The sequence below is a fragment of the Opitutus sp. genome (assembly GCA_024998815.1).
GTDB lineage: Bacteria > Verrucomicrobiota > Verrucomicrobiia > Opitutales > Opitutaceae > Rariglobus.
In genome coordinates this window covers 1,329,747-1,354,977 of record JACEUQ010000002.1, presented here as the reverse complement: position 1 = coordinate 1,354,977, position 25,231 = coordinate 1,329,747, and the positions used below count along the sequence as shown (strand labels likewise).

At 62.1% G+C, this 25,231-nt stretch carries 20 protein-coding genes; 12 read left to right on the top strand and 8 right to left on the bottom strand.

Annotated elements, in window-relative coordinates; all coding sequences use genetic code 11:
• Positions 1–82: 82 nt before the first annotated feature.
• Both metH and H2170_13765 read right to left on the bottom strand, forming a co-directional pair.
• Positions 83–2,872 carry a methionine synthase gene (gene metH / locus H2170_13770; GenBank protein ID MCS6301142.1) on the bottom strand — a complete coding sequence of 930 codons (2,790 nt, stop codon included), beginning with the start codon at positions 2,870–2,872 and terminating at the stop codon, positions 83–85.
• Positions 2,873–2,892: 20 nt separating this feature from the next.
• Positions 2,893–3,969 carry a homocysteine S-methyltransferase family protein gene (locus H2170_13765; GenBank protein ID MCS6301141.1) on the bottom strand — a complete coding sequence of 359 codons (1,077 nt, stop codon included), beginning with the start codon at positions 3,967–3,969 and terminating at the stop codon, positions 2,893–2,895.
• Between the two features lie 670 nt (positions 3,970–4,639).
• Between H2170_13765 and H2170_13760 the strand changes: the two genes are divergently transcribed.
• From H2170_13760 to H2170_13710, 11 genes are all read left to right on the top strand, one after another.
• Positions 4,640–6,640: a TonB-dependent receptor gene (locus tag H2170_13760; GenBank protein MCS6301140.1), complete on the top strand. Its 2,001-nt coding sequence runs from the start codon at positions 4,640–4,642 to the stop codon at positions 6,638–6,640.
• Positions 6,640–7,659, top strand: a complete 1,020-nt coding sequence (locus H2170_13755) for an ABC transporter substrate-binding protein (GenBank protein MCS6301139.1) — start codon at positions 6,640–6,642, stop codon at positions 7,657–7,659. Before H2170_13760 ends, H2170_13755 begins: the two co-directional genes overlap by 1 nt.
• A gap of 43 nt (positions 7,660–7,702) precedes the next feature.
• Positions 7,703–8,680: an iron ABC transporter permease gene (locus tag H2170_13750; GenBank protein ID MCS6301138.1), complete on the top strand. Its 978-nt coding sequence runs from the start codon at positions 7,703–7,705 to the stop codon at positions 8,678–8,680.
• 64 nt (positions 8,681–8,744) lie between these two features.
• Positions 8,745–9,473: an ABC transporter ATP-binding protein gene (locus tag H2170_13745; GenBank protein ID MCS6301137.1), complete on the top strand. Its 729-nt coding sequence runs from the start codon at positions 8,745–8,747 to the stop codon at positions 9,471–9,473.
• Positions 9,470–10,954 carry a cobyric acid synthase gene (locus tag H2170_13740; protein MCS6301136.1) on the top strand — a complete coding sequence of 495 codons (1,485 nt, stop codon included), beginning with the start codon at positions 9,470–9,472 and terminating at the stop codon, positions 10,952–10,954. Before H2170_13745 ends, H2170_13740 begins: the two co-directional genes overlap by 4 nt.
• A gap of 50 nt (positions 10,955–11,004) precedes the next feature.
• Positions 11,005–11,586, top strand: coding sequence for a bifunctional adenosylcobinamide kinase/adenosylcobinamide-phosphate guanylyltransferase (locus H2170_13735; protein ID MCS6301135.1), 582 nt, complete (start codon positions 11,005–11,007; stop codon positions 11,584–11,586).
• Between the two features lie 63 nt (positions 11,587–11,649).
• Complete coding sequence (cobT, locus tag H2170_13730; protein ID MCS6301134.1) at positions 11,650–12,687, top strand: nicotinate-nucleotide--dimethylbenzimidazole phosphoribosyltransferase; 1,038 nt, start codon at positions 11,650–11,652, stop codon at positions 12,685–12,687.
• A 166-nt stretch (positions 12,688–12,853) separates the two neighbouring features.
• On the top strand, positions 12,854–13,609 hold the full coding sequence (locus H2170_13725) for an adenosylcobinamide-GDP ribazoletransferase (GenBank protein MCS6301133.1): 756 nt from the start codon (positions 12,854–12,856) through the stop codon (positions 13,607–13,609).
• Positions 13,606–14,325, top strand: a complete 720-nt coding sequence (locus H2170_13720) for a histidine phosphatase family protein (GenBank protein ID MCS6301132.1) — start codon at positions 13,606–13,608, stop codon at positions 14,323–14,325. Before H2170_13725 ends, H2170_13720 begins: the two co-directional genes overlap by 4 nt.
• 4 nt (positions 14,326–14,329) lie before the next feature.
• Positions 14,330–14,935: a cob(I)yrinic acid a,c-diamide adenosyltransferase gene (gene cobO / locus H2170_13715; GenBank protein ID MCS6301131.1), complete on the top strand. Its 606-nt coding sequence runs from the start codon at positions 14,330–14,332 to the stop codon at positions 14,933–14,935.
• A 393-nt stretch (positions 14,936–15,328) separates the two neighbouring features.
• The gene (locus H2170_13710) at positions 15,329–17,368 is read left to right on the top strand and encodes a chemotaxis protein (GenBank protein MCS6301130.1); all 2,040 of its coding nucleotides are present in this window, start codon (positions 15,329–15,331) and stop codon (positions 17,366–17,368) included.
• 472 nt (positions 17,369–17,840) lie between these two features.
• On the opposite strand, the gene H2170_13705 is transcribed toward H2170_13710, so the two are convergent.
• Genes H2170_13705 through H2170_13695 form a run of 3 tightly spaced genes read right to left on the bottom strand, consistent with a single transcriptional unit; the run spans position 17,841 to position 19,958 of the window.
• Entirely contained in the window at positions 17,841–18,986 is a 1,146-nt protein-coding gene (locus H2170_13705) for a response regulator (GenBank protein ID MCS6301129.1), read from the bottom strand.
• A gap of 36 nt (positions 18,987–19,022) precedes the next feature.
• Positions 19,023–19,538: a chemotaxis protein CheX gene (locus tag H2170_13700; GenBank protein MCS6301128.1), complete on the bottom strand. Its 516-nt coding sequence runs from the start codon at positions 19,536–19,538 to the stop codon at positions 19,023–19,025.
• Between the two features lie 57 nt (positions 19,539–19,595).
• Complete coding sequence (locus H2170_13695; GenBank protein MCS6301127.1) at positions 19,596–19,958, bottom strand: hypothetical protein; 363 nt, start codon at positions 19,956–19,958, stop codon at positions 19,596–19,598.
• 137 nt (positions 19,959–20,095) lie between these two features.
• On the opposite strand from H2170_13695, the gene H2170_13690 reads away from it, so the two are divergent.
• Entirely contained in the window at positions 20,096–21,670 is a 1,575-nt protein-coding gene (locus H2170_13690) for a sigma-54-dependent Fis family transcriptional regulator (protein ID MCS6301126.1), read from the top strand.
• A 231-nt stretch (positions 21,671–21,901) separates the two neighbouring features.
• On the opposite strand, the gene H2170_13685 is transcribed toward H2170_13690, so the two are convergent.
• From H2170_13685 to H2170_13675, 3 genes are all read right to left on the bottom strand, one after another.
• Positions 21,902–23,152, bottom strand: coding sequence for an SAM-dependent methyltransferase (locus tag H2170_13685; GenBank protein MCS6301125.1), 1,251 nt, complete (start codon positions 23,150–23,152; stop codon positions 21,902–21,904).
• A gap of 134 nt (positions 23,153–23,286) precedes the next feature.
• Positions 23,287–24,339 carry an ABC transporter substrate-binding protein gene (locus H2170_13680; protein MCS6301124.1) on the bottom strand — a complete coding sequence of 351 codons (1,053 nt, stop codon included), beginning with the start codon at positions 24,337–24,339 and terminating at the stop codon, positions 23,287–23,289.
• Complete coding sequence (locus H2170_13675; protein ID MCS6301123.1) at positions 24,336–25,160, bottom strand: aminotransferase class IV; 825 nt, start codon at positions 25,158–25,160, stop codon at positions 24,336–24,338. Before H2170_13675 ends, H2170_13680 begins: the two co-directional genes overlap by 4 nt.
• Positions 25,161–25,231: the final 71 nt, after the last annotated feature.

Below are 25,231 nucleotides of genomic sequence, written 5' to 3'. Positions count from 1 at the left end.
CCTGCTGCCATTAGCGTCTATTCGCGTCCATTAGCGGTTAAAAAATGCCTTTCGGTGTTTGTTGCTGCGGGTTTTCAGTCGCTCAGCTCGGATCGTAGTCGAGGTACGGCCCGAGCCATTTTTCGCACTCGGCGAGTGTCCAACCGCTGCGGCCGGCGTACTCGGTCACCTGGTCGCGGCCGAGCTTGCCCACAGCGAAATACTTCGACTCCGGGTGGTTGAAATAAAACCCGCTCACGCTGCTCGCCGGATACATCGCGCAACTCTCCGTCAGGCCGATGCCGATTTCCTTCTCCACCGGAACCAGGTTCCAGAGCTGCGGCTTGTGGCGGTGGTCGGGGCAGGCTGGATACCCGGGCGCCGGGCGGATACTGCGGTACTTTTCGCGGATGATGTCGTAGGCGCTCAGGTTTTCGGTGAGGCCGTAGCCGCACAGGTCGCGGGTCTTTTTGTGGAAAAACTCCGCCATCGCCTCGGCTATGCGGTCGCCGAGCGCCTGCACCATGATCGCGTTGTAGTCGTCGCCGGCGGCTTTGAATTCGTGGGAGAATTTCTCCACGCCGTCGCCCGCCGTGACAGCAAAACTGCCGAGGTAATCGGCGCGTCCGCTGCTCTTGGGCGCAATGTAGTCGGCGAGGCAGTGGTTGAACTGGTCGGCGGGCTTTTCCAGCTGCTGGCGCAGGAAGTGGAACGTGTGCAAAACCTGGGTACGCGTCTCGTCGGTGTAGATCTCGACGGAGTCGCCGACCGAGTTGGCCGACCAGAAGGTCTGGACTGCCTTGGGCTGAAAGCGGTTTTCGCGAATGATGCGCGCGAACATCTCCTGCGCGTCCGCCATCAGCTTGGTCGCCTCTTCGCCGACGACTTCGTCGGTGAGGATCTCGGGGTAACGCCCATGTAGCTCCCACGCGCTAAAGAATGGGCCCCAGTCGATGAACTCCTTTTCGAGCAGCTCTTTTACGCTGGCGTCGTGGTAAACTTGGGTACCGAGGAACGCTGGTTTGGGCAGGTCGGTGGTCGCCCAGTGGAACTGCGGAGCGCGGGCGCGCGCCTGATCGAGCGAGAGTAGCGGGCGTTTGTTGCGGCGCGCGGCGAATTCCTCGCGCGACTTTTCCTGCTTGGCGACGACCTCGGCGAGGAAGGCGGGTTTTTGCGTGGGCGAGAGCAGCGAGCTGACCACGTTGACCACACGTGAGGCGTCGAGCACGTGCACAACGCCGTGCGGGTATTCGGGGGCGACTTTGACCGCGGTGTGCGCGGGCGAGGTGGTCGCGCCACCGACGAGAAGCGGAACCGTAAAACCCAGACGTTTCATTTCCTTGGCGACGTGCACCATCTCGTCGAGCGACGGGGTGATCAGGCCGGACAGGCCGATCACGTCGGCGCCGATCTCCTTGGCTTTGGCCAAAATCTTGTCGCACGACACCATCACGCCGAGATCGACGACCTCGTAGTTGTTACAAGCCAGCACCACGCCGACGATATTTTTGCCGATGTCGTGAACGTCGCCCTTGACGGTCGCGATGAGGAATTTGCCCTGGGCGCGGGTGGCCTCGCCGGCGGCGGCGGCGCGGGCTTTTTCGGCTTCCATGAAGGGCGTGAGGTAGGCGACCGAGCGCTTCATCACGCGGGCGCTTTTCACGACTTGGGGGAGAAACATTTTGCCGGCGCCGAACAGGTCGCCGACCACGCGCATGCCGTCCATGAGCGGGCCTTCGATGATGTCGAGGGGACGTGGATATTTTTGGCGGCACTCCTCGGTGTCTTGCTCAACAAAGGTGTCGATGCCTTTGACCAGCGCGTGGCTCAATCTCTCCTCGACGGAGAGATTGCGCCACGCGCTGGCAGCTGAGAGCTGGGAGCTAAGAGCTGAGAGCTCGGAAGGCGACGCTTTGGCAGCCGTTTCATGGGCTTTGATTTCGTCGGCTTTAACAATCAGCTTTTCGGTGGCGTCGGGGTGGCGATTGAGGATGACGTCCTCGCAGAGCTGACGCAGCTCGGGCTCGATCTCGTCGTAGTTGCCCAACATGCCGGCGTTGACGATCGCCATGTCCATGCCCGCCTTGATGGCGTGGTAGAGGAACACGGTGTGGATGGCTTCGCGCACCGGATTGTTGCCGCGGAAGCTGAAGGAGACGTTGGAAAGACCGCCGGAAACTTTGGCGTAGGGCAGGGTCGCTTTGATGATCCGCGTGGCCTCAATGAAATCGACCGCGTAATTATTGTGCTCCTCGATGCCGGTGGCGACGGTGAGGATGTTGGGGTCAAAAATGATGTCCTCGGGCGGGAAGCCGAGGGTGTCGACGAGTAGCCGGTAGGCGCGGGTGCAGATGCGGACTTTTTCGTCGCGGGTGGCGGCCTGGCCTTGTTCATCGAAGGCCATCACCACGGCGGCGGCGCCGTAGCGCATGAGCCGGTGGGCGCGGCGCAGGAACTCGGTTTCGCCGTCCTTGAGCGAGATGGAATTGACGATGCCTTTGCCCTGGAGGCATTGCAGGCCCGCTTCTAGGACGGACCACTTGGAGGAGTCGATCATGACCGGCACGCGGGTGATGTCGGGCTCGGCGGCGATCAAGTTGAGGAACTTGACCATGGTGGTTTCGCCCTCGATGAGCGCCTCGTCGACGTTGATGTCGATGATGTTGGCGCCGGATTCGACCTGTTGTTTGGCGATGGCGAGGCAGGCGTCCCAGTCGCCGGCCTTGAGGGCCTTGGCGAACTTGGGCGAGCCGGTGATGTTGGTGCGTTCACCAACGACGAGGAAGGAGGAGGCGGCGGATTGGGTCACGGGAAGGTCGGAGTTATCTTTCCTCTTTATCTTAATCTTTCTCTTTCTTCCGGCTGACTTTCGGAAAGAGAGAACGAGAACGATTAAGAGGAACGAGAAAGAGTTTAAGCGGTGAGCGGTTCGAGGCCGCTGAGGCGCAGGGCGGTGGGGATGACGGGTGGCTTACGCGGAGGGAGTCCGCGCACGGCGTCGGCGATGGCACCGATGTGGGGCGGGGTGGAGCCGCAGCAGCCGCCGACCATGTTGACCAGGCCGGCGGTGGCGAATTCACGCTGGATCGCAGCCATGTCGGCGGGCGCTTCGTCGTAGCCGCCAAACGCGTTGGGCAGGCCGGCGTTCGGGTAACAGGTGATGTGGCAGTCGGCGATGCGCGCCAATTCCTCGATGTAGGGGCGCATGGCGCGGCCACCGAGAGCACAGTTGATGCCCACCGAAAACGGCTTCGCGTGGCGGATACTATTATAGAAGGCCTCGGTGGTCTGGCCGGAAAGCGTGCGACCGGAGGCGTCGGTAATCGTCACCGAAATCATCACCGGCAGGCGGATGTTTTTCTCCTCGAAAACGCCTTCGATGGCGAACAGCGCGGCCTTGGAATTGAGCGTGTCGAAGATCGTCTCGACCAGCAGGGCGTCCACGCCGGCGTCGATGAGGGCGCGGGTTTGTTGGGTATAGGCTTCGACCACGCCCGCCCAGGTGACGGCGCGGTAGTCGGGGCGGTTAACATCAGGTGACATCGACAGCGTGCGGTTAAGCGGTCCGATGGCACCGGCTACAAAACAGCGGCGACCCGGGGTGGCGGCTTCGGCGGCGCGGGCTGCGCGCAGGGCGCACCCGACGGCGGCGTGGTTGAGCTCGGTGACGATCGCTTCGAGGTGGTAATCGGCCATGCCGATCGTCGTGGCGGAAAACGAGTTGGTTTCGACGATATCGGCCCCGGCAGCGAAGTAGGCAGCGTGGATTTCTTCGATCACGGACGGCTTGGTGAGGCAGAGCAGGTCGTTGTTGCCCTTCAAGTCGTGCGGATATTCGGCAAATTGGGTGCCGCGGAAGTCGGCCTCGGTGAGGTTGTAGGTTTGCACCATCGAACCCATGGCGCCGTCGAGCACGGCGATGCGGCGGGCGAACAGCTCGCGAAGGGCGGCAAAAGAGGCGGATTCGGGCAAGGTGGCGGCGGCGGACATGGCGGGTGAGAGTTGCTAGTTGAAGCGGCAAACCAAGGTAAAATTGCCAGTGAGGCAAGAAACATATCTTTACATGCGAATGCGTTGATGCGTTGGTTGAGATGCGTCGGTTAACGTGGCGTTCGACTGCGGCTACAGAAAACGCGGAAGCTTTGGCAACGGTTGCACAGGCTTGGGCGTTGAAGTGGACGGTGGCGGGCGGCAGGGTAGCAGACGGTTCGTTGTTCTTTTAAAATTTTTGTCCGGGCAGCGGGGAAGGCCGTTAGAATCGGCCACAGTTGCGCTGCGGTAACGTATCAAACCAAACCCACACCTTGCGAACGAACGCAGGGGCAAAGCCAATCGGAGTCGCATCCGGTGAAGGCGAGGGGCGAGGACGCGGCGCGCAGGCGCGCAAATACCAAACGTTTAAAATCCAAATCCCAAAAGAGTCAGCGGCCACCGCCGCACTTTTTTTGGGATTTGGAGATTTGAGCCTTTGGGATTTGCGCCCTGCGTGCGCACGAAATACGGAGTCCGAATATCCCGTCCGGGCATACTCACGCGGTGGTCGCTAACCTTTGCGGGCTACCATGCGCGAAATCTTCATCGCAAAATGAAGCGTGAGGGCAGGTTGCGGACTTTGTTTTTCAACAGGTTCGTCTGCTCGCACTGCGTCCAGACAGATCCTATGAAAACCTCCACTCCCTGCCGGAGCGCTTCGGCGCGCCGGTTTGTTCCCGTCGCCGCTATTATTATAGCGACGACTCTTAATACAACGGCCGCCGAGGCTGGAAATAACGCACCCGAGCCCACGGATCCCCATCTTGTGGAGTTGCCTGAACTCGTCGTCACCGCGCGCCGCATCGAGGAGCATCCGCTGAATGTTCCGGCCTATACGAATGTCATTACCCGTGAGCAGATCGAGAAAAGCGGCGCGAGTAATCTGATCGATCTACTTAAATCGCAGGCTAACCTGAGCTTTACCTCACTATCGAGCAGCCCGACCAACACCAAAGTGTCGATGCGCGGCACGGGCAACGGCGACAATAACGGGCGCGCTCTTATATTAATCGACGGCATTCGCGCCAATCGGCCGGACATGGGCAGCTTTAACTGGCTGCAATTTGCGGTGCAGGACATTGAAAGTATTGAGGTGATTCAAGGCCCGCAGGGCGGGTACTATGGCGACAACGCCGTGGGCGGGGTGATTAAGATTAATACTCGCGGAGCGCCGAATAAAAGTGGCGGCCGGGTCAGCGCATTGGTGGGTTCTAATGCGACTGTTAAAACCTCTGGCAGTTACACGCAGGCTGTAGGCAATGCGTGGACTACGGTTTCTGCGGGGCATGATGAATCCGAGGGGTATCGTAATCACTCGGACTATATGGCGGATTCCGGGGCATTGCGTTTTGGCTATGATAACAAAAAGAACTCGGCTACGCAGGTGGGCGTTTCTTATATCGCAACCGAGTTCGAGCAGCCGCGTCCTTTGACGGCAGCCCAGTACCATGCGGACCCATCTCAAAGTGGCGGTGGCTTTGATGAGGGGTGGTCGAAAACCTATCGGGTTAACGGCAGTAATCAGTTGGGGGCCAAGGACCAGGGGCAGTTGTTCACGGATGCGGCTTATTTTAGGACGACTGAGTTCGCCACGGCCACACGATTTGGCTCGACGCTCCACAACCGCAAAATTGAGGGGGGCTCTTTCAGTCCAAAGATTTTGTCTAATTGGGCCGATTTTCGCCTCACCAGTGGGGCTGATTTTAATTACGATCAGCTCGATGCAGTTACATCCGGAGGGACTTTTGGTGATGTGAGCCGTTTGGTAATGGCGCCCTATATTGGCGGCGAATGGAGTTTAGCTGAAAAGTGGTCGGTTTCCGGTGTGGTTCGCCATGAGTTCGCTGAAATCAAGGTCGAGGGCATCAATACCACTCCGCTTGTGGAGAGGGCGAGTCGAAGCGAGGAGGGGGATGCCTTTCAGGTGGCGGTTAATTATCGTCCGACCAAGGCCAGTCGCCTCTACGCCAAATATGACCATACTTACCGGTTCCCGGCCACCGATGAAATTGCTTATTATCAAGGGTTTTCCTCGGCCAAGTTTTTCAATGCGAATCTTATGCCGGAGAGCAGTGATAATATTGAGTTGGGCGGGGATTACTCGATTGGTTTTTGGACTATGGGTGGGGCCGCTTATCATATGGTTACCAATGATGAGATAGCTGTTAATGATAGTACTTTTATTAATGAGAATATTGCTGAAACTGAGCGTAATGGCGTTCAGGCGCACGTCGTATATGACCGTTGTAGTGTTGGGTTTCGTGCGCGGGCGGATGTGGTCGATGCGCAGGTGATTGATGATCCTGTGAATAATAAAAAAGGTCGGATTCCTATGGTTCCTCGGTGGCAAACGACAGAAACGGTGTTTTCACGGCCCCTGACGGGGTTAATGGTTGAGTTGACGCATCGGTATGTCGGTGAGTCCACTGCGAGCGCCTCCACTCCAGGGATATTGCCTGCGGCGAGTTTCTTCGATTTCAAAGCTACCTATGATGTTAATATTCGTTGGTCGGTTTATTCGGGGGTTAATAATATAGCGGATAAAAAAAGTATGGCGGCTAACTTTTTTGGAGACATTTACCCCAACGAAGGCCGTTTCATCTATCTTGGCAGCACGTATAAATTCTGATGCCGCTTAGGCTGATGATATTAATACGCGGCTATATATTGTATTCGCTCAGCGCCTTTTTGGCGCTGGGCGTTTTGCGCGCCCAGGTTCCGTCCGCCCCCCCCCGCGTCGTTTCCCAGACGGTCGGCACCGATGAGTTGCTGCTCGCCTTGGCCGAGCCGTCGCAGGTGGCGGCACTGAGCGAACTCGCGGTTAATCCCAACTACTCCGCCGTTGCCGCTCAGGCGGCGGCGTTTCCGCATCTGCCTCCGGCCGGCGATGCCGAATCGATTCTTCGTTACCGGCCCACCCTCGTCCTTTGCGCCGATTACAGCCGCACCGAACTCGTCACCCAGCTCAAGCGCGCCGGGGTGCCGGTCTTGATTTTTGATCGTTACGCGACCCTCGACGACGCCTTTGCCAACCTCCGCCGCCTCGCCCGAGAACTCGGCCCGGCCGCCGAAAAACGCGCCGAGGCCGTCATCGCCGAGGGCCAAGCCCGCGTTCAGCGCCTCAAAACCGCGCTCGCCGGCGTCACCCCCAAACGTGTGATCGCGCCTTCGACTTATGGCGTCATGGCGGGAGACGGCACCACGTTTCAGGATCTGTGCAATTACGCGGGTGCCATCAATCTCGGCGCGACTCTAGGCGGATTGCACGGCCATGCACCGCCGCCGAGCGAAAAAATGCTCACCTGGCCAATCGACGCCGTGGTGCTCGACGGCCCCGACCTGTCGGCGGCGCTGGCGGTGTTTAAAAAACTGCCGCCCTACGCCTACCTGGCTGCTGTGCGTGAGGGGCGGGCGGTGCGGGTCGAGTCGTATCAACTCAGCTGCGTGAGCCACCGCCGCATCGATGGTTACGAGCAGTTGGCGCGCGCGCTTCACCCCGAGGCGTTTACGGTGAATGGAAGTGGCATGGGCGTCCCGCCCATGGGGTCGAAGTCGAGCGCCGACATGGGCGGGACGCCCATGCCACGTCGGGCAAGCAATCCCATGGGCGGGACGCCCATGCCACTTCAGGCGCAGATGCTTCGCTGAGGCGTTTACACTGAGCGGATCCGCTACCAGAACAACCGTTCACATGCCCGACTCCTCCCGCCAACGCCTCGCTTTGCCCTTCGCCGTGACGGCGCTGGTCGCGTTGGCGCTGCTCTCGCTCGCCGTCGGCGACATGCGGCTTTCGCTCGCCGACATCGGCCATGGTTTGATGAATCGCGAGTCGCTGGAAGGCACCATTCTTTGGCAAATTCGCCTGCCGCGCCTCTTGGTCGCGGTTTTGGTCGGGGCGGCGTTGTCGGCGAGCGGGCTGGTCATGCAGGCGTATTTTCGCAACAGCCTCGCCAGTCCCGGCCTGCTCGGTGTGAGCAGCGGCGGGGCGGCCGGCGCAGTGACGGCCATCGCCGCAGGTTGGGCGGGGCTTTCGCTTTTGGTCCTGCCAGTGGCGGCGATCATTGGGGCGATGTTGGCCACCGCCGCCGTGCTCAGCCTTGCGCGCAAAGGTGCCAGCACCGAGCGCCTGCTGCTGGCCGGCGTGGCCCTCAACGCGCTGCTCGGCGCGGTCACCAGCTATGTGTTGTCGCAGGCCAACGTGTCGTTTGAGCGCAACGGCCAGATTTTGTTCTGGCTGCTCGGTGGTCTGGAAGATCGCACCTGGGAACACGCCGTCATGGCGTTGCCCATCGTGGTCGGCGCGATTTGCCTGTGGCCGCTGGGGCGACAGATGGACCTGCTCAGCCTCGGGGCCGACGAAGCGCAGAGTCTCGGGGTGAACGTGCGCCGGTTGCGGCGGCAACTCTTGGTGTTATCCACGCTCCTCACCGCGCTGGGTACGGCGGTGGCGGGCACGGTGGGCTTTGTCGGACTGATCGTGCCGCATTTGCTGAGGCTGCTGGTCGGGCCCGAGCACAAACGCCTCGTGCCGCTTTCACTCATCGGTGGCGCGGCCTTCGTGGTGGCGTGCGATGTGTTGGGCCGCTCGGTCGGCGGGCTGCGACTGGGCATCGTAACGTCGCTGGTGGGCGGGCCGTATTTCCTGTGGTTGTTAAGGAGGGCTGCATGAGTAAAAAAACGGAGTTTTTAACCACGAAGAACGCGAAGCAGCGCGAAGATCGGAGCTGCTGCACATGACCTCCCTGAGTCTAAAAAACGTGTGTGTCGGCGCGCGGTTAACGGACGTGAGCCTCGATCTGCCCGCCGGCGCGACCGTGGCGTTGGTCGGCCCCAATGGCTCCGGTAAATCCACGCTGCTGCAAGCCGCCGCCGGTTTGTTGCCGTGCGCGGGAAGCGTGCTGTGGCAGGGGCGGGCGCTCGCCGCGATTCCGTTTATCGAGCGCGGACGACTCACCGCGTGGGTGCCGCAGGAGGCGCGCTTCGAGTTTGGGTTCAGCGTACGCTCGGTGGTAGCCCAGGGGCGTTTCGCCCACGGTGACGACAACGCTGGGGTCGAGACCGCGTTGGCGGCGATGGATTTGCTGCCCCTAGCTGAGCGGGCGGTTAACCAGCTTTCGGGCGGCGAACGCCACCGCGTGCTGCTCGCCCGCGCGCTCGCCACCGCCGCGCCGTTGCAGCTCTGGGACGAGCCGCTGGCCGCCCTCGATGTGCGCCACGCGCTGCAAGCGCTCGTGCTTGCCGATACCCTCAAGCGCACCGGCGGCACCGTGGTGTTTTCGCTGCACGATCTGCGCATCGCCCACTGCTTCGATTACATCGTCGTGCTGCACGCCGGGCGCATAGCCGCTCAAGGTAAACCCGCCGACGTGCTCACGCCCGAGCTGTTGCTCGCCGTTTTCGGTGTGCAGGTGCGTATCGAACCCGGCCTCATCCTCTCTTTGCCCTCATCCGCCTCCGCATGAAAGCCCTCGGCGTCCTCGGCACCGCGTCCAACGTAGGGAAAACCTGGACCACCACCGCGCTCTGCGCCTGGCTGCGCCGCGAGGGCGTGCGCGTCGCCCCGTTCAAGGCCCAGAACATGTCCAACAACGCCTTCGTCACCCGCACCGGTGGCGAAATGGCCCGCGCCCAGGCTGTGCAGGCCGAAGCCTGCGGGCTGGAGCCGTGCGTGGAGATGAACCCGATTTTATTAAAACCGTGCAGCGACACCGGTTCGCAACTCATCCTGCTCGGCGAGGCGCAGCCGCATTTTTCGGCGCGCGAGTACTACGCCAATTTTGACCGTCACCGCAAAATCGTGGCCGACGTGCTCGATGGCTGGCGCTCGCGCTGCGACGTGCTCGTCATGGAAGGCGCGGGCAGCCCCGTGGAGCTTAACCTGCTCGACCGCGACTTGGTTAACCTTTTTCCGATTCGCCACCTCGACGGTAAATTTGTGCTGGTGGGCGACATCGACCGGGGCGGCATTTATGCGCAATTGGCCGGCACTTGGGCGCTGCTTGATCCGGCCGACCGGACGCGCTCGCTTGGCGCGATCGTCAACCGCTTCCGCGGCGATCTAAGCCTGTTTCCCGACCCCCAAAGCTGGCTCGCGCCCCACGCGCCCGGTCTCGACGTGCTTGGCACCGTGCCGTTCCGCCACGACTTGCAACCCGAGGAGGAGGACGGCCTTTCCGCCGTTGACGAAGACCGCGGCGCGGGCGACCTGATTGTTTGGATACGTTATCCCCATGCTGCGTGTTTAACCGATTGCCAGCCGTGGTGGGACGATGCCGGTGTGCGCACGTTGTGGACGGCGGAACCGGCCGAACTGGCGCGGGCAAAAATCATCGTTTTACCCGGCACCAAAAACACCATCGCCGACCTGCGCTGGATGCGAGCGCGTGGGTTGGACCGCGCGATCCATGCGGCGGCGCAGCGCGGCGCGCTCATCGTGGGCATTTGTGGCGGTTACCAGATGTTGGGCGAAAGCCTGAGCGATCCGAACGGCGTGGCGGGCGACGCCGGCGAGGAGCGCGGACTCGGGCTGCTGCCGGTGGCGACCACGTTTTACCCGCAGAAAGTGGTTTGCCAGACGACCGCCGAATGCGACGGCGAGCGCTGGTCGGCGTACGAAGTCCACATGGGCCGCACGGTGGCGGTGGCACCGATTCAAACCAACTTTACCGCCGCCGTAGCCCAGTCGCTGCACACCGTGTGGACTGCCGACGGCGAAACGCGGCCCGAAGGACATGTGGCGGGTAACGTCATGGCGACTTACCTGCACGGCTGGTTTGAGTCGCCACGCCTGCGTGCCCGTATCGCCCGCCTCGGCGGACTCACCGAGCACAGGGTTGCGGCGACGCCGTGGCGTGAGCGGCGGCAGGCGGTTTACACGGCGATGGCCGACCACGTCGCCGCCACACTCGACCTCGAAAAAATCCGCCGTGGCCTCGGGCTGTAGCCGTGATGCACGTGAACCCTTCGTTCTGTTAACGTCCTCCGCGCAATCGTATGGCTCACCTCACTTTTTTAACCGGTCCTGTGCGCAGCGGCAAAAGCCGTCGCGCTGTCGAGCTCGCTCGCAGTTGGGGTGACGACGTGGTGTTTGTGGCGACTTATCGCCCCGATCCGGCGGACGCCGAGATGGCTGAGCGGGTGCGCCGCCACCAAGCCGAGCGTCCGAGCTGGCGCACGGTGTTGTCCCCCTTGCCACGGAAGGCGGCAGCTGCGGACCAGGCATGCGTGGATGCGGGACGCGTGGAGTCGTTGACCGACCTGCTCGCTGCCTTGCAACCGCCGCCTTCCGGTGTGGTGCTGGATTGTCTCACGTTGTGGTTGAGCGACCGCTTGGAGTTAACCGACGCGGAGATTTTGGCCGAGTGGGATGCGGTGATGGCCGGTTTGCGTGAGCTGCCGTTTCCGAGTGTCGTGGTGGGCAACGAAGTCGGTTGGTCGCCGGTGCCGGATCATCCGGTACTGCGGCGGTTTCGTGATTTGGCCGGCACGCTCGGCCAGCGCACGGCGGCGGCGGCGGACGCGGCGTATCTGTATGTCGCGGGTTGCGCGGTGACGCTGAAAGGGGGCTCGGCGTAGCGCAGGCTTCTAGCCTGCATTTTAAATCGGAGCAGACTGGAAGTCTGCGCTACTTTTTTCTCTATGAACCTACCTGTGATTCCCCCTTTGGCCCAGCACCTGTCGGCTGCGCTGCAGCACAAGATCGACCACAAAACCAAGCCGCTCGGCGCGCTCGGGCGGCTCGAAGAACTGGCGCTGCGTATCGGCCTCATGCAGGCCACAACCGAACCCGTTTTGCGTCAGCCCACCGTACTCGTCTTCGCCGGTGACCACGGTCTGGCAGCCGAGGGCGTGAGCCCGTTTCCCTCCGAAGTGACGGTGCAAATGGTTGCCAATTTTTTGGCGGGCGGTGCCGCTATTAGCGTGCTGGCGCGCCAAAACGGGCTGGCGCTCAAAGTCGTCGATGCCGGTGTTGCTGCCGTGTTGGCTGCGCATCCCGCGCTCATCGCCGCAAAGGTGCGCGCCGGCACGCGAAACGCGTTGCACGAACTCGCACTCACCGCCGCCGAGGTGGAGCTTTGCCTCATGCGCGGCCGCGACATCGTGGACGCGTTGGCGCGGGACGGATCGAATGCGGTTTTGTTGGGCGAAATGGGCATCGGTAACACCTCGGCCGCGGCGCTCTTGATGAGCGCGTTGCTGGACCTGCCTATCGAAGACTGCGTCGGTCGCGGCGCGGGGCACGATGACGAAGGGCTGGCTCGTAAGCGGGCCACGCTGGTGGCGGTGCGCGCGCGGCACGGTAACGTAGCCGACGCACGTGCGGCGTTGGCGGCATTTGGCGGCTGTGAGATTGCGATGATGACGGGTGCAATGTTGGCGGCGGCTTCGCACCGCATGGTGATTGTGAACGATGGTTTTATTGTCACCTCAGCTCTGTTGTGCGCGGCACGTATCGATCCGTGTGTGCTCGATTATGTGGTGTGTGCCCACGGTTCGGCGGAGCAGGCGCACGGGCGGCTGTTGGCGGCGCTCGAGCTGCGCCCGCTGCTGGATCTCGGGCTGCGCTTGGGCGAGGGCAGCGGCGCGGCGCTGGCGTGGCCGTTGCTGGTCGCGGCGTGCGGATTTCTGCGCGAGATGGCGACCTTTGAGTCGGCTGGCGTGAGCCGAAATGGGTGAACCGCCGCCCAACAATCGAACCGGACAAGCACGGAGTTTTTTAACCACTGATGAGCACTAATGGACACTAATCCGAACACTGAATGGGCGAGGTTGGGACGAGATTGTTTACGTCCATTGGCGGCCATTCGCGGCTAAAGAGGATGGTTTATTACTCATGATGAAAATGCTCCTCTGTGAACTGCGATCGTTGGTGGCAGCGGTGATGTTTTTCACCCGACTGCCGGTGCCGTCGTCGGCGCACCATGACCCGGCGGATTTGCAGCGCGCGGCGGCGTGGTTTCCGCTCGTCGGCTGGCTGGTGGGTGCGGTCGCGGCGGGCGTGTGGTGGGCGGCGGCGCAGGTGTGGACTCCAGCGATTGCGAGCGGGCTGAGCCTCGTGGCAACGCTGCTGTTAACAGGTGCGTTTCATGAGGACGGGTTTGCCGATGTGTGCGACGGGTTTGGCGGCGGTTACACCAAAGAACGCGTGCTGGAAATCATGCGCGATTCGCGTGTCGGTGCATTTGGGGCGATCGGCGTGGTGGTCATGCTGGGGCTAAAATGGCAGACGGTGGCGGCGCTGCCGCTGGTGGGTTTTGTCGGGGCGGCGGTGATTTTTGCGGGGCATACGGTGAGCCGAGCGGCGGCGGTGTCGCTCATGGCGGTGCTGCCGTATGTGCGCGAGGAAGCGGGCAAAGCCAAACCGCTCGCCACCGAACTCAGTGGCGGACGACTCGCGACCGCGCTGGTGTGTGGACTGGCCCCGCTGGCGCTGTTGCCCCTGAGCGCGTCGTGGGCGTTGGTCGGCGTATTGGCGGTGTGGCTGGTGCTGGCTGCGTGGTTTCGGCGGCGACTGGGCGGGTACACGGGCGACTGTCTCGGCGCGGCGCAGCAGGTCACGGAAGTCGTTTTTTATCTCGGGGTATTGGCGCTGATATGAGTGTGATTTTGCTCAGGCATACCCGGTTGGCGGGAGCGGAGGGGCTTTGTTACGGGCGCACCGATGTGGCGCTGGCGGGGAGTTTTGCCGACGAGGTGGCGGTGATCCGCGCTGGGCTGGCGGGCGTGCGTTTTGGGGCGGTGTGGAGCAGTCCGGCGGCGCGCTGCCAACGGCTGGCGGTGGCGCTGATCGGGGAGTGGCACGGGCGTCCCGCCCGTGGGGTTGAGGATCATGGGCGAGCCGCCCATGCCACGCCGATCCCGGATCATGGGCGGGACGCCCATGCCACGCCGATCTCGGATCATGGGCGCGACGCCCATGCCACTTCGGACTCTGGCGTGCCCACGGATGCACGGCTGCAGGAGCTCAATTTCGGCGCGTGGGAGAACTGCACGTGGGACAGTTTTCGCAGTCCGGAGAGCGAAGCGTGGGCGCTGGATTCGTGGTCGCTGGCTCCGCCCGGCGGCGAAAGCGGCGCGCAGTTGTGGGCGCGGGTGGCGGCGGTGCGTGGGGAGATTTTGGGCACGTTAGCCACAGGATCGAGCGGTGCGGATGGCGCATCGGTCTTGGTGGTGACGCATGCCGGGGTGATCCGTGCGTGGCTGGGGCTGGAGCGCGGGTTGGGCTGGGCAGAGGCGATGTGTTTGCCCGTTCCGCATGGCAGTTTAACCGTGATAGATCCGTGTGGACGTCAGGCCACAGGCGATAAATTTTAAACCCATGAGCACTTACAAAACCGAGACCGAAGCCGAGCACCGCGAGCGCATGAAGGAGCTCCAACTGGAGATGCGCGCCAAAATGAAGGCGGCCAAAGAGCGGCGCGGGCTGCTCATTTGCCACACCGGCGATGGCAAAGGCAAAACCTCGGCAGCCTTCGGCATGCTCACGCGTATGTTGGCTCACGGCCACAAATGCGCGGTGGTGCAGTTCATCAAGTCGCGCAACGATGCCGTTGAAAGCCTGCTGCGCGGGCCGCTACTCACCTGGGACCACGTCGGCGAGGGCTTTACCTGGGACACCCAGGACAAGGCGGCCGACATTTCCTGCTGCCGCGTGGGCTGGGAGCTGGCGCTCAAGCATTTCGCCGACCCTGAGGTGGACTTCGTGCTCCTCGACGAGCTCAACGTGGTGTTGCAGCTGGAGTACCTGCCGCTCGACGAAGTGCTGGTGGCGCTGCGGGCGAAGCGCGTGGATCAGCACGTGGTCGTCACCGGACGCGGGGCGCGACCGGAGTTCATCGAATTGGCCGACTTGGTGACGGAGATGAAGATGATCAAACACCCCTTTGCCGCCGGAGTGCAGGCGCAGGCCGGAATCGAGTTCTAAGGCGGGTGGGGGACGGCCTAGGCAGGACGGCATGTCCCTGCTGCCATTACCCGTTGCCCGCTGGTGAAGTGGCGGCGAGTTCGAAGCGGAGGTGTTAGGCCCTACACGTTCCGATTTTAGGCTTTAACGCAAAGGCGCAAGGACGCAAAGAAGCGCAAGGAACTCATTTGTTTGTAATCCTTTGCGAACTTAGCGTCTCGGCGGCTTTGCGTTAAAAATAGCCTCGTTCGTTTAAGCTATAAGTATAGGCCCCATTGAAACGCCTTCCAGGCATAGGTAATTTGCCTGTACGCCTCAAGTTATCCGGCAGGCTGCCGATATATGGAAGGTTACCTCATTGGTCCTGCGGCCTCCCTGCCGAACTTCCTACCTATCGACCGCTTCCCTCCAGCTATGAAATTCTCCTCACTCACCATCGGGAAACGCGTTGCCCTCGGCTTCTCCTTCCTCCTTTTAATCAGCGCCGCTCTCGGTGGTTTTGCCGCCATCAAGATGCTCAACGGTGCCAGCGGCGCACACTTCCTTGCCGCAGCCGTCGCGCCCCAAGCCGAGGTCACCAGCACCTTGGCCGCTGCCTCGGCCAAAACCCAATTGGCCGCCCGCACCTACGGGCTGACCAGCGACGAGGCTTTTCACGCGGCCGCCCTCAAGCACCTCGGCGAGGTCAACACCTCCCTGGATGCCTGCCGCAAGCTCGGCGAGGCCCAGCCTTCGCTCACCGCGCTCAAAGAAGGCATAGTCGCCGCCGACAAGGCCCTCGCCGCCTATGTCACCCAGTTCAAGGCCACCGAGGCCAACTTGGACGCGCTCGATAAAATCCGCGCCCAACTCGACTCCAGCGGCGGCGGGTTTGTCGTTGCTATTACCGCCTATATCCAGGCCCAGGATAAAAAGCTCGCGGAGGAAATCGCCGCCGCAGCTCCCGCCGATAAACTCGAGGAGCGCCGCGTAAAGGCGGAGTTGGGTAACGAGATTATCGATTTGGGGGGCGCCATCCGTTTGGCCACACAGCGCGCCCAGGCCCTGCGTCAACCCGAGCTGGTCGACAAGGCCGTGCCGCTCTTCGCCCAAATAGAGGCCGTCCGCCAAAAACTGCTGCCGATCACCCGCAACGATGCTGATAAAAAACTGCTCGCCGATGTCGGCCAGACGGCCGCCTCCTACAAGGCCGGCATCGAGGCCCTGGTGAAAAACTTCGCCGAGGCCCAAGTGATCATGAAGGCCCGCGGTGCCGCCGCCGACGAGTTCGACGCCGTGGTCGAGGACGTGCTGCATCGCTCCATCACGCGCACCCTGGAGTACGCCTCCACTTCGGCCTCGGGTCTTAGTGCCACCACGCAACTGTTGATCGGTGGTGAAATCGTCATGGTCGTGCTCGGCTTGTTGGCCGCCTTTTTCATCATCCGCGGCGTCAACCGCGCCCTCACTGCCACCGCCGAAACGCTTTCGCAGGGTTCACTGCAAGTTGCTGCCGCCGCCGGCCAGGTGTCCTCCGCCAGCCAGTCGCTCGCAGAGGGTTCCAGCGAACAGGCCGCCTCACTCGAGGAAATCAGTTCCTCGATCGAAGAGCTCGCGAGCATGACCAAGCGCAACGCCGACAACGCCCAATCGGGTAAAACCTCCTCGGGTCAGGCCCGAGTCGCCGCCGAAGCCGGTGCCGCCGAAATGGAACGCATGCAATCGGCGATGAACGCGATCCAGCAGTCGTCCAACGACATCTCAAAGATCATCAAGACGATCGATGAGATCGCCTTTCAGACCAACATCCTAGCGCTCAACGCGGCGGTCGAAGCCGCCCGTGCCGGCGAGTCCGGCGCCGGGTTTGCTGTGGTGGCCGACGAGGTGCGCTCGCTCGCCCAGCGCTCGGCCCTCGCGGCCAAGGAAACCGCCGACAAGATCGCCGACGCCTGCACCCGCAGCACTCAGGGCGTGGAGCTTTCATTAAAAGTCGCCTCCGGCCTGCAGCAGATCTTGGAAAAGAGCCGCGAGGTCGACCGCCTGGTGAGCGAGGTTGCCACCGCCTCCAACGAACAGAGCGAGGGCATTGCCCAGATCAACACCGCCGTCAGCCAGATGGACAAAGTCACGCAGTCCAACGCGGCGAACGCCGAGGAGACCGCCTCGGCGGCAGAAGAGCTCAACGCCCAGTCCGAAGAGTTGCGCAACGCCGCCGCGCAATTGGCCGCACTGGTCGGTGTGAAGGACGGCGCCAGCGTGAGCCACGGTTCCGCGCATGCGACCGCGCACGTCACTCACCACGCATCGCACCACGCACCGGCCAAACACGAGTCCACGCACGAGTCGCATGGTGGCGGAGCTACTGGCGGCAAGTCGGGTAAACACGCCGCGGTGAAGCACGCTGTGGCGCATGCCGATAGCCACGCCCAGAGCGGTGGCCATTCGGGTAACGAAAAGCTGAGTTTCCGCGACTAAGCCGGGGGAGGTAAAAGGCAGCGTGTCTCCAGCGCGCTGCCGGTAGGTTAGGGCCTGCTTGTCGGCGAGGGGGTGGGGTGGCCAACGCCAGCCCGGCTCCAGCGCCTGCAAGCAGGCTTTTGCGTTTTTTTTGGGGGGGCACGAGCGTGAGCTGCTCACGGTGGGGGGAGCGGTGTGGGCGTTTATGGGCGTTTAAAAACGCCCCCTGCGCTCACGCGCAAGGCCACGCGGAGGCACGGGCACACGGAGGCAAGGCTACGTGGAGGCAAGGCTACGCGGAGGCCACGCGGAGGGATTCCACAAGATGGATCTTCGCGTTCTGGAACCCGTGGCCTTGAGCGTGAGCTCAAGGGGCTTGGGCTGAGTCGCCTTGAGCGTGAGCTGCTCAAGGATGCGCAAAAAAAACCGCGCCTCGGGTAGAGGCGCGGTTTTGCGGGTGAAGATCGGGCTGAGTCCGCTGCGAGCGCTCGGTTTAGGCTGTGGCTCCGACCAGCTTCTGGAGGCTTTGGCGTGCGTCCGCGATGCTCTCGTGGAACTGCCAGTTGCGGGTGTCCTCGTAGCCTTTGCAATCCGCCACCAAGGAGGCGCTGCCGACCAGCGCGTACTGCAGCGCAACTTCGCGGCAGGTTTGCATGGCCGTCAGGAGCATCTTGATGATGCTCATGTCGAGGCGCTTGACCTCATGGAGGTCGAACACGGCTTTGTTAATACCGCTGTCCACCGCCTCGGCGACTTTGCCCTTAATGTAGCCAGTGACTTCGTTGATCACCGTGGGTGTGACGACTTCAGGAAGACTCATGATGAGTAGATCGCTTTCGTTTTTGAAGTAACGCAGAGAGGTATCGAGGTTCATCGACTTGGCGATCTTCGACTCCAGCTCGGACATATCGATGGGCTTGGTGACGATGCCGGTGAAGCCGACCTGCTGCGCCATTTGTTGCGCGGCCACATCGGTTTTGACCGCTAGGCCGAAGACAGGAGTGTACTTGGTTTTGAGGTTGGTGCGCAGCACGCGGAACAGCGTGAAGGCGGACTCGTCGGGTAGGGACAGCGAGATCATGACGAAATCCACCGCCGTGCGCCCGCAGAAATCGATGGCTTCGCCGGTGCTGGCGACCCCGTGCACCTGCCACGGCGTGTGTTTCAAACCCTCCTGGATCTGCGCGAAAATCGCGGGCTTGTCCTCGACGACGAGCAGCGTGGCGGGGTCGAAAATCGACTTGGCCTTGGCGGGCGCGTCGGTGATCGGCTTGAGGTCGATGATGCGGCCGACTTTTTGCACCAGCAGCTCCTCCTTGAAGGGCTTCACGATGTAGTCGCGCACGCCGATCTTGGCGATCTTGAGCACGTGCTCCTTGCCGCCCTCGGCTGTCAGCATGATTACCGGAATGCCTTTAAGGGCGGGATCGGCCTTGAGCTTGGTGAGCATTTCCACGCCGTCCATCACCGGCATGGTGACGTCGAGCAGGATGATGTCGGGGGTTTCTTTGGTCGCGAGCGCAAGGCCCTCGACGCCGTTGGCACCTTCAAGGATGTCGCAGTCGTACAGCTTGAACGCTTTTTTGATGATAATACGGACGGTTTTGGAGTCGTCGACAGAGAGAATTTTATAACGCATGGGGATCGGAAGTTGGGTGGATAAAAAGTAAGGAGTTTATTCGGAAGGGGGCTGCATGAGCAGGTCGGCGATGATCGAGTTGCCGCCTATCGCAAATTTGTAGGTCCGGCGCGTGGCCGCGGTGATCGATTCGACCTGGAAGTTGCTACCGCGCATGATCGAAGGGATCGTGAGTTTGCAGGGGAATCCCTTGTCGGAGAGTTGGTTTTTAAACGTGCCGACGGTCATGTTGGTGATTTCACCGATGGCGTCGTTAACCGTTTCGTCACCGGCCTCCTTGATCTCCGCTGCATCCATGCCGAGCATGGTCCCGGCACACTGGGCGGCGAACGAGTCCTTCATATACAGGTAAATCAGTCCGTTGATCGAGCCGATGAAACCGACCGTGCTGACCACGTGAGGCGTGTCGAGACCCAGGCAGGCCTTGGTCTCTTCGGCATTCATGGGCACATGGGTCACGTTTTGGTTCAGCATGGTCTTAAAGACCTCTTGTACGGCGCGGGTGATCGTTTCTTGGAAAACGGCTTCTGGTATTTCTTGGATCGCAGGCATGGGGTAGGGGGTCGCGGGTGTAAGGAAAGTGATGATGCGGGTTGAGGGACTGGACGCTTAGGCGACGGAGAAACGCGGCGCGTCAGAGGAATCGGCAGGCGGGACGATGAGATCGGCTGGGTCGGGCATAGCTTCAGCGACGGAATCGGCGGCGGCTTGCCAGTCAAAGGCCGAAGCGCCGCAAAAGTAGGTGTGATCGTAAAGCGACAGTCCCGAAGGGCCGGTCCAGCGGGTTTGCAGGCTGAAGCGACCACCGCCGAGTTCGCAGCTACGTAAATTCAGGACGAGTCCGATCTGGTCATGCCAATATGTTGCTGCTCCTGTTTGATAATCAGCACGGCGCTTCCAGCCCGCCGAGCATTCAGGTTTGAGCATGGCTAGGGTGGTCTCGACTTGTTTGAAAAATGAGAACAGGCGCATAGTTTTTGGGTTGTGCAGAGTATATCGGCCCGAATTGGCGCGGGTTTAGTCGTTTCGGTGAAATTCCCTTAAATTTACCGCTTTCCGATCGCAGCGATCTTGTTCAGCTTAGCCCTTAGCTTTTATTTTGCCCCTCTATGTCCCTTGAGAAAATTCTGGTGATCGATGATGAGCCCTTGGTGCGGCGCTCCATGGAGGAAATTCTGAAGAGCCGGCGGTTTCAGACCTCAAGCGCTGGCACGCTCGCCGCCGCCGAAGCCCTTTTGGGCAAGGAGACGTTTGATTTGGTGATGCTCGATGTGCGTCTGCCCGATGGAGATGGACAACGTTTCCTCGAGCAGGTGATGGCCATGCCGACCCATCCGCTGGTGGTCATGATGACCGGCCACGGTACCATCGAGAGCGCGGTCGGCTGCATGCGCGCCGGGGCGTTCGACTACGTGATCAAGCCGTTTCAACCCGCGCAGATCGACATGATCCTGCGTAAGGCCGACAACTACAGTCAGTTGATCAAGGTTAACCGCTATTTTAGCGAGCGCAGCGGCGGCGATGGCGAACCGATGCTCGGGCGCAGTTCCTCGATGTTGCGCGTGCGCCAAATGGTTGAGCGCGTGGCACCCACCGATGCCACGGTGCTCATTACGGGCGAAAATGGCTCGGGTAAAGAAATGGTGGCCCAGGAGATTTATCGTAATTCGCCGCGGCGCGCCGAGCCGTACATCAAGGTGAACTGCGCCGCACTTTCCGAGCAGTTGATCGAGAGCGAGTTGTTCGGCCACGAGAAGGGCTCGTTCACCGGGGCGATCGAACGCCGCGAAGGCCGCTTCGAGCTGGCCAACCGCGGCACGCTCCTGCTCGACGAGGTGAGTGAGTTGCCCTTGAACCTGCAATCCAAGCTGTTGCGCGTTTTACAGGAGCGTGAGTTTGAGCGCGTGGGCGGCACCAAGACGATCAAGGTCAACGTGCGTATTCTCGCCACCTCCAATCGTGATCTGGCGCATTTCATGGAGCGCGGTCTATTCCGCTCCGACCTGTATTATCGGCTCAACGTGTTCCCGATCGCCGTGCCGCCCCTGCGCGAGCGACCGGAGGACATCGAGGTGTTTTCGGAAAACTTCCTGCGGCGTTTCTCCCGCAAGCACGGCCTGCGCCTGCCCGGCTTTAGCGACCACGCGGCCGCCGCACTGCGCGACTATCCCTGGCCGGGTAACGTGCGTGAACTCCAAAACACCATCGAACGCGCGGTGATCTTGTCCGAAGATCACCGCCCCGTAACCACCGCCGCGCTCAGCCTACCAACGCTCACGCGTATTGAGCCAGGTCGGCCGGTGGCGCATTCCGGTCTGACCGCCGAGCCCGCCCCGGCCCCCGTACCTGTTTATGCGGTGCAAAATCCGCCGCCTGCGCCCGCCCCACTCATGGCGGTCGTTCCCCCGCCGGTGGTTGAGCCGTTCATCGCCGCTGCGCCTGAGCCCGAGGTGGCGCGGGTTGAATCGGTGGCGAGCGCCCCAGCCGAGTCCGCTGCGCCGGTTGCGCTGGCCGAGTCACCGATCCGCTCGCTGGGCGAAATCGAGAAAAAGGCGATTTTGGACACATTGGTCGCGACGGAAGGCAATCGAACCAAAGCAGCTGAGCTGCTGGGGATTTCGATCCGCACCCTGCGCAACAAACTCAACGAATACCGGATCGACGAAGGCCTGGACGGGAAGTGATATCAGTTCGCATTCAAAGAAATACAAACGAACCGGTTTACCGCTAATGAACGCTAATGGCCGCTAATAAAAAGCAGGGATAAAGGGCTTCTGAATTAGCGTATCTTAGCGTTCATTAGCGGTTAAGAATTCCGTTGTTTGATGTTTGGCTGCTTGGTTGCTGGTGCGGTGAGCCTGAACTGTTACCGATTTTTTATACGTATGAATGAGAAATGGTATGAACGGCGGTTTTTAGCCTGTGAGGCTGAACCCCAGGTGACGAGCGAGGGCCTGTTCGCGGATCCCGTAAAAGGCGGCAAAGGCGCGGATTCGCGTGGCCAGCGCAGGATCGGACCCGCGGGCGCGGCCGGTTTTGATCGCCGTGATCATGAGGTTTTTGGCGGTGTGTTCGGTGGCGATGAACTCAAAAACCTTGGTTTTGTAGCCCGCCCACTCCAGCAGCAGGGCGCGCAGCGAGTCGGTGGCGAACTCAGCCTGGCGTTCCTGGAAAATCCCGTGGCGCAGCGCGTCGGCGAGCACGGCGGGCGCGGTGAGTTGGGCGCGCAGCTCCTTTTGGCAGCACGGGGAAACCACCAGCAGGCGGGCGCCGGCGGCCAGGCCCTTGGCCAGTGCGTCGTCGGTGGCGGTGTCGCAGGCGTGCAGGGCGACCAGCACGTCGAGGTTTTCCAAAACACTGGAGGCGATGTCGCCGGCGGCAAAGCGCAGGTGCGGGGCCAACTGATGCGCGCGCGCCAAGTCGTTGCAGAGTTTAACCAACTCCGGGCGGAATTCGATGCCGGTGACCTCCGCGCGCGCCCCCAGGTGCGCGGCCAAGGCGAAGGTCAGGTAGCCTTTGCCGCAGCCCATGTCAGCGATGCGTAAGGAGCTGGGAGCTAGAAGCTGTGAGCTAGGAGCTGGGAGCTCAGAGCCGGAGGCGGAGGCGGGCGGGAGCAGGTCGGCTTCGGCGAGGAGTTGGGCGAGCAGCTCGGTGAATTTTTGGATTTGGCGGAACTTGTGGGCCATGCCTTCGCGGGGCAGGCCGCGGTCGTTGGTCACGCCGAGGGCGCGCAACCAGGGGGCGTCGCCGGCGATCAGGTGGGCCTTGGCCCGGTCGTGGGTTTCGGGCGCGGGTGCGGGGGCGCTGGCGGCGTTTTTAACCGTGAGCCGGGCGCGGCCGTCGGGGCGGGTTTCAAACTGGGCGGTCTGCGCCGGGGTGAACAGGTGGGCGTCGAGAAAGTCCCCGCCGATCAGCGGTTCGAGCAGCGCGAGGGCCTCGGCGGGCGGGAGGTTTTTGGTGATGTCGCGGGTGGCATGGCGCCAGAGCAACGAGAGGTGAGGGCCGGCCTTGAGCGTGACCGGACGCACAAAGAGGTTGTGCAAGGTCGGATCGGCGTGGGTGCGCGCGGGTTTGCCCAAGGTGAGTTTGACCAGCGTGCCATCGGCGACGGCGGAGCGCAGGAGCACGAGAAAACGGGGGCGGGCGTCGGCGGCGGGAGTGGGCATGGGGCGGGGGGATGGAGTGGGTAATTTTTAACGCTAAGACGCAAAAGGCCGCGAAGAGTAGCGCAGGCTTCTAGCCTGCATTTCGATTCTGAGCAGACGGGAAGTCTGCGCTACTCTCAGCGGTAACCGCGTGCTCACGGCAGGTAGTCGGTGGTCATGACCTGGTCGACCGTGAGTTTGCCTTTGGGCAAAATGGCCAACGCTTCGAGTTGGTTGATCTGATTCTGGAAACGCTCGCGGGTGATCCGGCCGATGTTGGCCTCGCCACCCTCGGGGCCGCGGCCGGTGACCAGCTTTTGCTCAATGATCATCTGGCGCGAAAACAGCATGAATTCGTCGGTGTTTTGGGCGTTGGCCGCCTTCATCAGGGCGTGGGCGGGCGCGGGGTCGTTGGCCAAATAGTCGGCCCAACCAGCGATGTAGGCTTTGATAAACGCACGGGCCTGGGCGGGGTGGGCGGCCAGCCAGGTGCGGTTGGCGACGAGCACGGCGTAGGCGTCAAATCCGGCGTCCCATGCGTAAAGGAAACGGGGCAACCCGCCGCCGGCTTTGGTGATGTGGTAGGGTTCGGCGATGAAGTAGCCCTGCTGGATCAGCCCCGGGGTCGCCACGAAGTTGGCCACCGAGTAGTTTTGGGGAATGAGTTTGAAATCGATGCCGTACTTTTTTCGCAGATACGGCAAAAACGCCCACTCGGGCCGGGCCATGATCGTTTGGCCGTCGAGTTGCTCGAAGCGGGTCACCGGGTTGCCGTCGTGGAGCATCAGCACCGAGGGGTCGTTTTGGAAGACTGCGGCGACTTGGGTGACGGGCAGGTCCTGGGCGAGGGCGAGCAGGGTGTTGGTGCTGTCGGCCTGGCCGAACTGGGCCTGGCTGGTGGCGATTTTCTGCATGACGAAGGCGTTGGGACCGCCGGGGATGAGCACAACGTCGAGGCCGGCCGCTTTGAAAAAGCCCTTGGCCTGCGCCTGATAAAACCCGCCATGCTCGGGTTCTGCCACCCAGTCCAGTTGCACGATGATCTTGGTCGGCGCGGCGGCTGTGGACGAATCGGCGGGATTCGGCGCGCCGGAGGTGGAGCCGGTGGGAGCGGAATTTTTACCGCAGGCGCTCAGGCCGAGCGCGGCGAGACAGGCGGCCAAGCCGAGCCACAGGCGGCGGGCGAGGCGGGCGAAAGGGTTGCTCATAAGGATTGGGCTTCGAGGGCGTGGTAGGCTTCGCTCAAGGCGCTGGTAAAAGGCGTGCGCTTGAGGTCGAGCGCGCGGTCGTCGCAGCGGCACACCGGCATGACTCCCAGCAGGGCGTTGGTCACGAAAATCTCGTCGGCGTGGTCGAGTTCGGTGCGGGTGAGAAAGCCCTCGCGGACGCGCTCGGGCCCGAGCAGGGCGAGCACGCGGGCGCGGGCGGTGCCCGGCAGCGGTCCGCAGGCGAGCGCGGGGGTGAGTGCGACTCCGCCGCGCACCGCAAAGACGTTGGTGGTGGCCCCTTCGATAACAATGCCTGCGGGGGTGATGAAGAGCGGTTCGTCAAAACCGGCGGCCATCGCGGCGCGTTTGGCGCGGATGTTAACCAGGTAGTTGAGCGTTTTATATTCGGAGAGGGTGCCGGTGCGTTCGCCGCTGAACACCGTGCGCAGCCGGAAACCGCGAGCGTAGGTGTCGGCCGGATATACTTTTTCGCTCGTGCAGATCAGTTCGCTGGTGGGCGCGGTTTCGTTATGAAACAGCACGACCTTGGCCGAGCCGTCGGCAAGGTGGTTGGCCACAATGACGCGGTGCAGGCGGTCGCGCAGGGTGCCGAGGTCGAGCGCGTAGGGCAGGTCGAGGGCGCGGGCGCTGGCGGTGAGGCGGGCGTGATGGTCGGCGAGGAAGGCGGGGTGGGCGCCGCGGACTTTTATCGTTTCAAACACCCCGTGGCCGTAGAGGAAACCCTCGCTGAGCGCGGGGACCCGGGCGGCGATCCCGGGCTGCAGCACGTTGTCGAGTAGGACGTAGTGGGAGGTGTTCATTGGGGGCGTCGGTGGACAGGTTGGAAAATCGTTCTCGTTCTCCTACTCCTACTCGTTCTCTCAGTTTATCT

Excerpts from the sequence above, each read along its gene's own strand:
- H2170_13765 (MCS6301141.1), bottom strand. The coding sequence starts at position 3,969 with ATGTCCGCCGCCGCCACCTTGCCCGAATCCGCCTCTTTTGCCGCCCTT.
- H2170_13760 (MCS6301140.1), top strand. The coding sequence starts at position 4,640 with ATGAAAACCTCCACTCCCTGCCGGAGCGCTTCGGCGCGCCGGTTTGTT.
- H2170_13755 (MCS6301139.1), top strand. The coding sequence starts at position 6,640 with ATGCCGCTTAGGCTGATGATATTAATACGCGGCTATATATTGTATTCG.
- H2170_13750 (MCS6301138.1), top strand. The coding sequence starts at position 7,703 with ATGCCCGACTCCTCCCGCCAACGCCTCGCTTTGCCCTTCGCCGTGACG.
- H2170_13745 (MCS6301137.1), top strand. The coding sequence starts at position 8,745 with ATGACCTCCCTGAGTCTAAAAAACGTGTGTGTCGGCGCGCGGTTAACG.
- H2170_13740 (MCS6301136.1), top strand. The coding sequence starts at position 9,470 with ATGAAAGCCCTCGGCGTCCTCGGCACCGCGTCCAACGTAGGGAAAACC.
- H2170_13735 (MCS6301135.1), top strand. The coding sequence starts at position 11,005 with ATGGCTCACCTCACTTTTTTAACCGGTCCTGTGCGCAGCGGCAAAAGC.
- cobT (MCS6301134.1), top strand. The coding sequence starts at position 11,650 with ATGAACCTACCTGTGATTCCCCCTTTGGCCCAGCACCTGTCGGCTGCG.
- H2170_13725 (MCS6301133.1), top strand. The coding sequence starts at position 12,854 with ATGCTCCTCTGTGAACTGCGATCGTTGGTGGCAGCGGTGATGTTTTTC.
- H2170_13720 (MCS6301132.1), top strand. The coding sequence starts at position 13,606 with ATGAGTGTGATTTTGCTCAGGCATACCCGGTTGGCGGGAGCGGAGGGG.
- cobO (MCS6301131.1), top strand. The coding sequence starts at position 14,330 with ATGAGCACTTACAAAACCGAGACCGAAGCCGAGCACCGCGAGCGCATG.
- H2170_13710 (MCS6301130.1), top strand. The coding sequence starts at position 15,329 with ATGAAATTCTCCTCACTCACCATCGGGAAACGCGTTGCCCTCGGCTTC.
- H2170_13705 (MCS6301129.1), bottom strand. The coding sequence starts at position 18,986 with ATGCGTTATAAAATTCTCTCTGTCGACGACTCCAAAACCGTCCGTATT.
- H2170_13700 (MCS6301128.1), bottom strand. The coding sequence starts at position 19,538 with ATGCCTGCGATCCAAGAAATACCAGAAGCCGTTTTCCAAGAAACGATC.
- H2170_13695 (MCS6301127.1), bottom strand. The coding sequence starts at position 19,958 with ATGCGCCTGTTCTCATTTTTCAAACAAGTCGAGACCACCCTAGCCATG.
- H2170_13690 (MCS6301126.1), top strand. The coding sequence starts at position 20,096 with ATGTCCCTTGAGAAAATTCTGGTGATCGATGATGAGCCCTTGGTGCGG.
- H2170_13685 (MCS6301125.1), bottom strand. The coding sequence starts at position 23,152 with ATGCCCACTCCCGCCGCCGACGCCCGCCCCCGTTTTCTCGTGCTCCTG.
- H2170_13680 (MCS6301124.1), bottom strand. The coding sequence starts at position 24,339 with ATGAGCAACCCTTTCGCCCGCCTCGCCCGCCGCCTGTGGCTCGGCTTG.
- H2170_13675 (MCS6301123.1), bottom strand. The coding sequence starts at position 25,160 with ATGAACACCTCCCACTACGTCCTACTCGACAACGTGCTGCAGCCCGGG.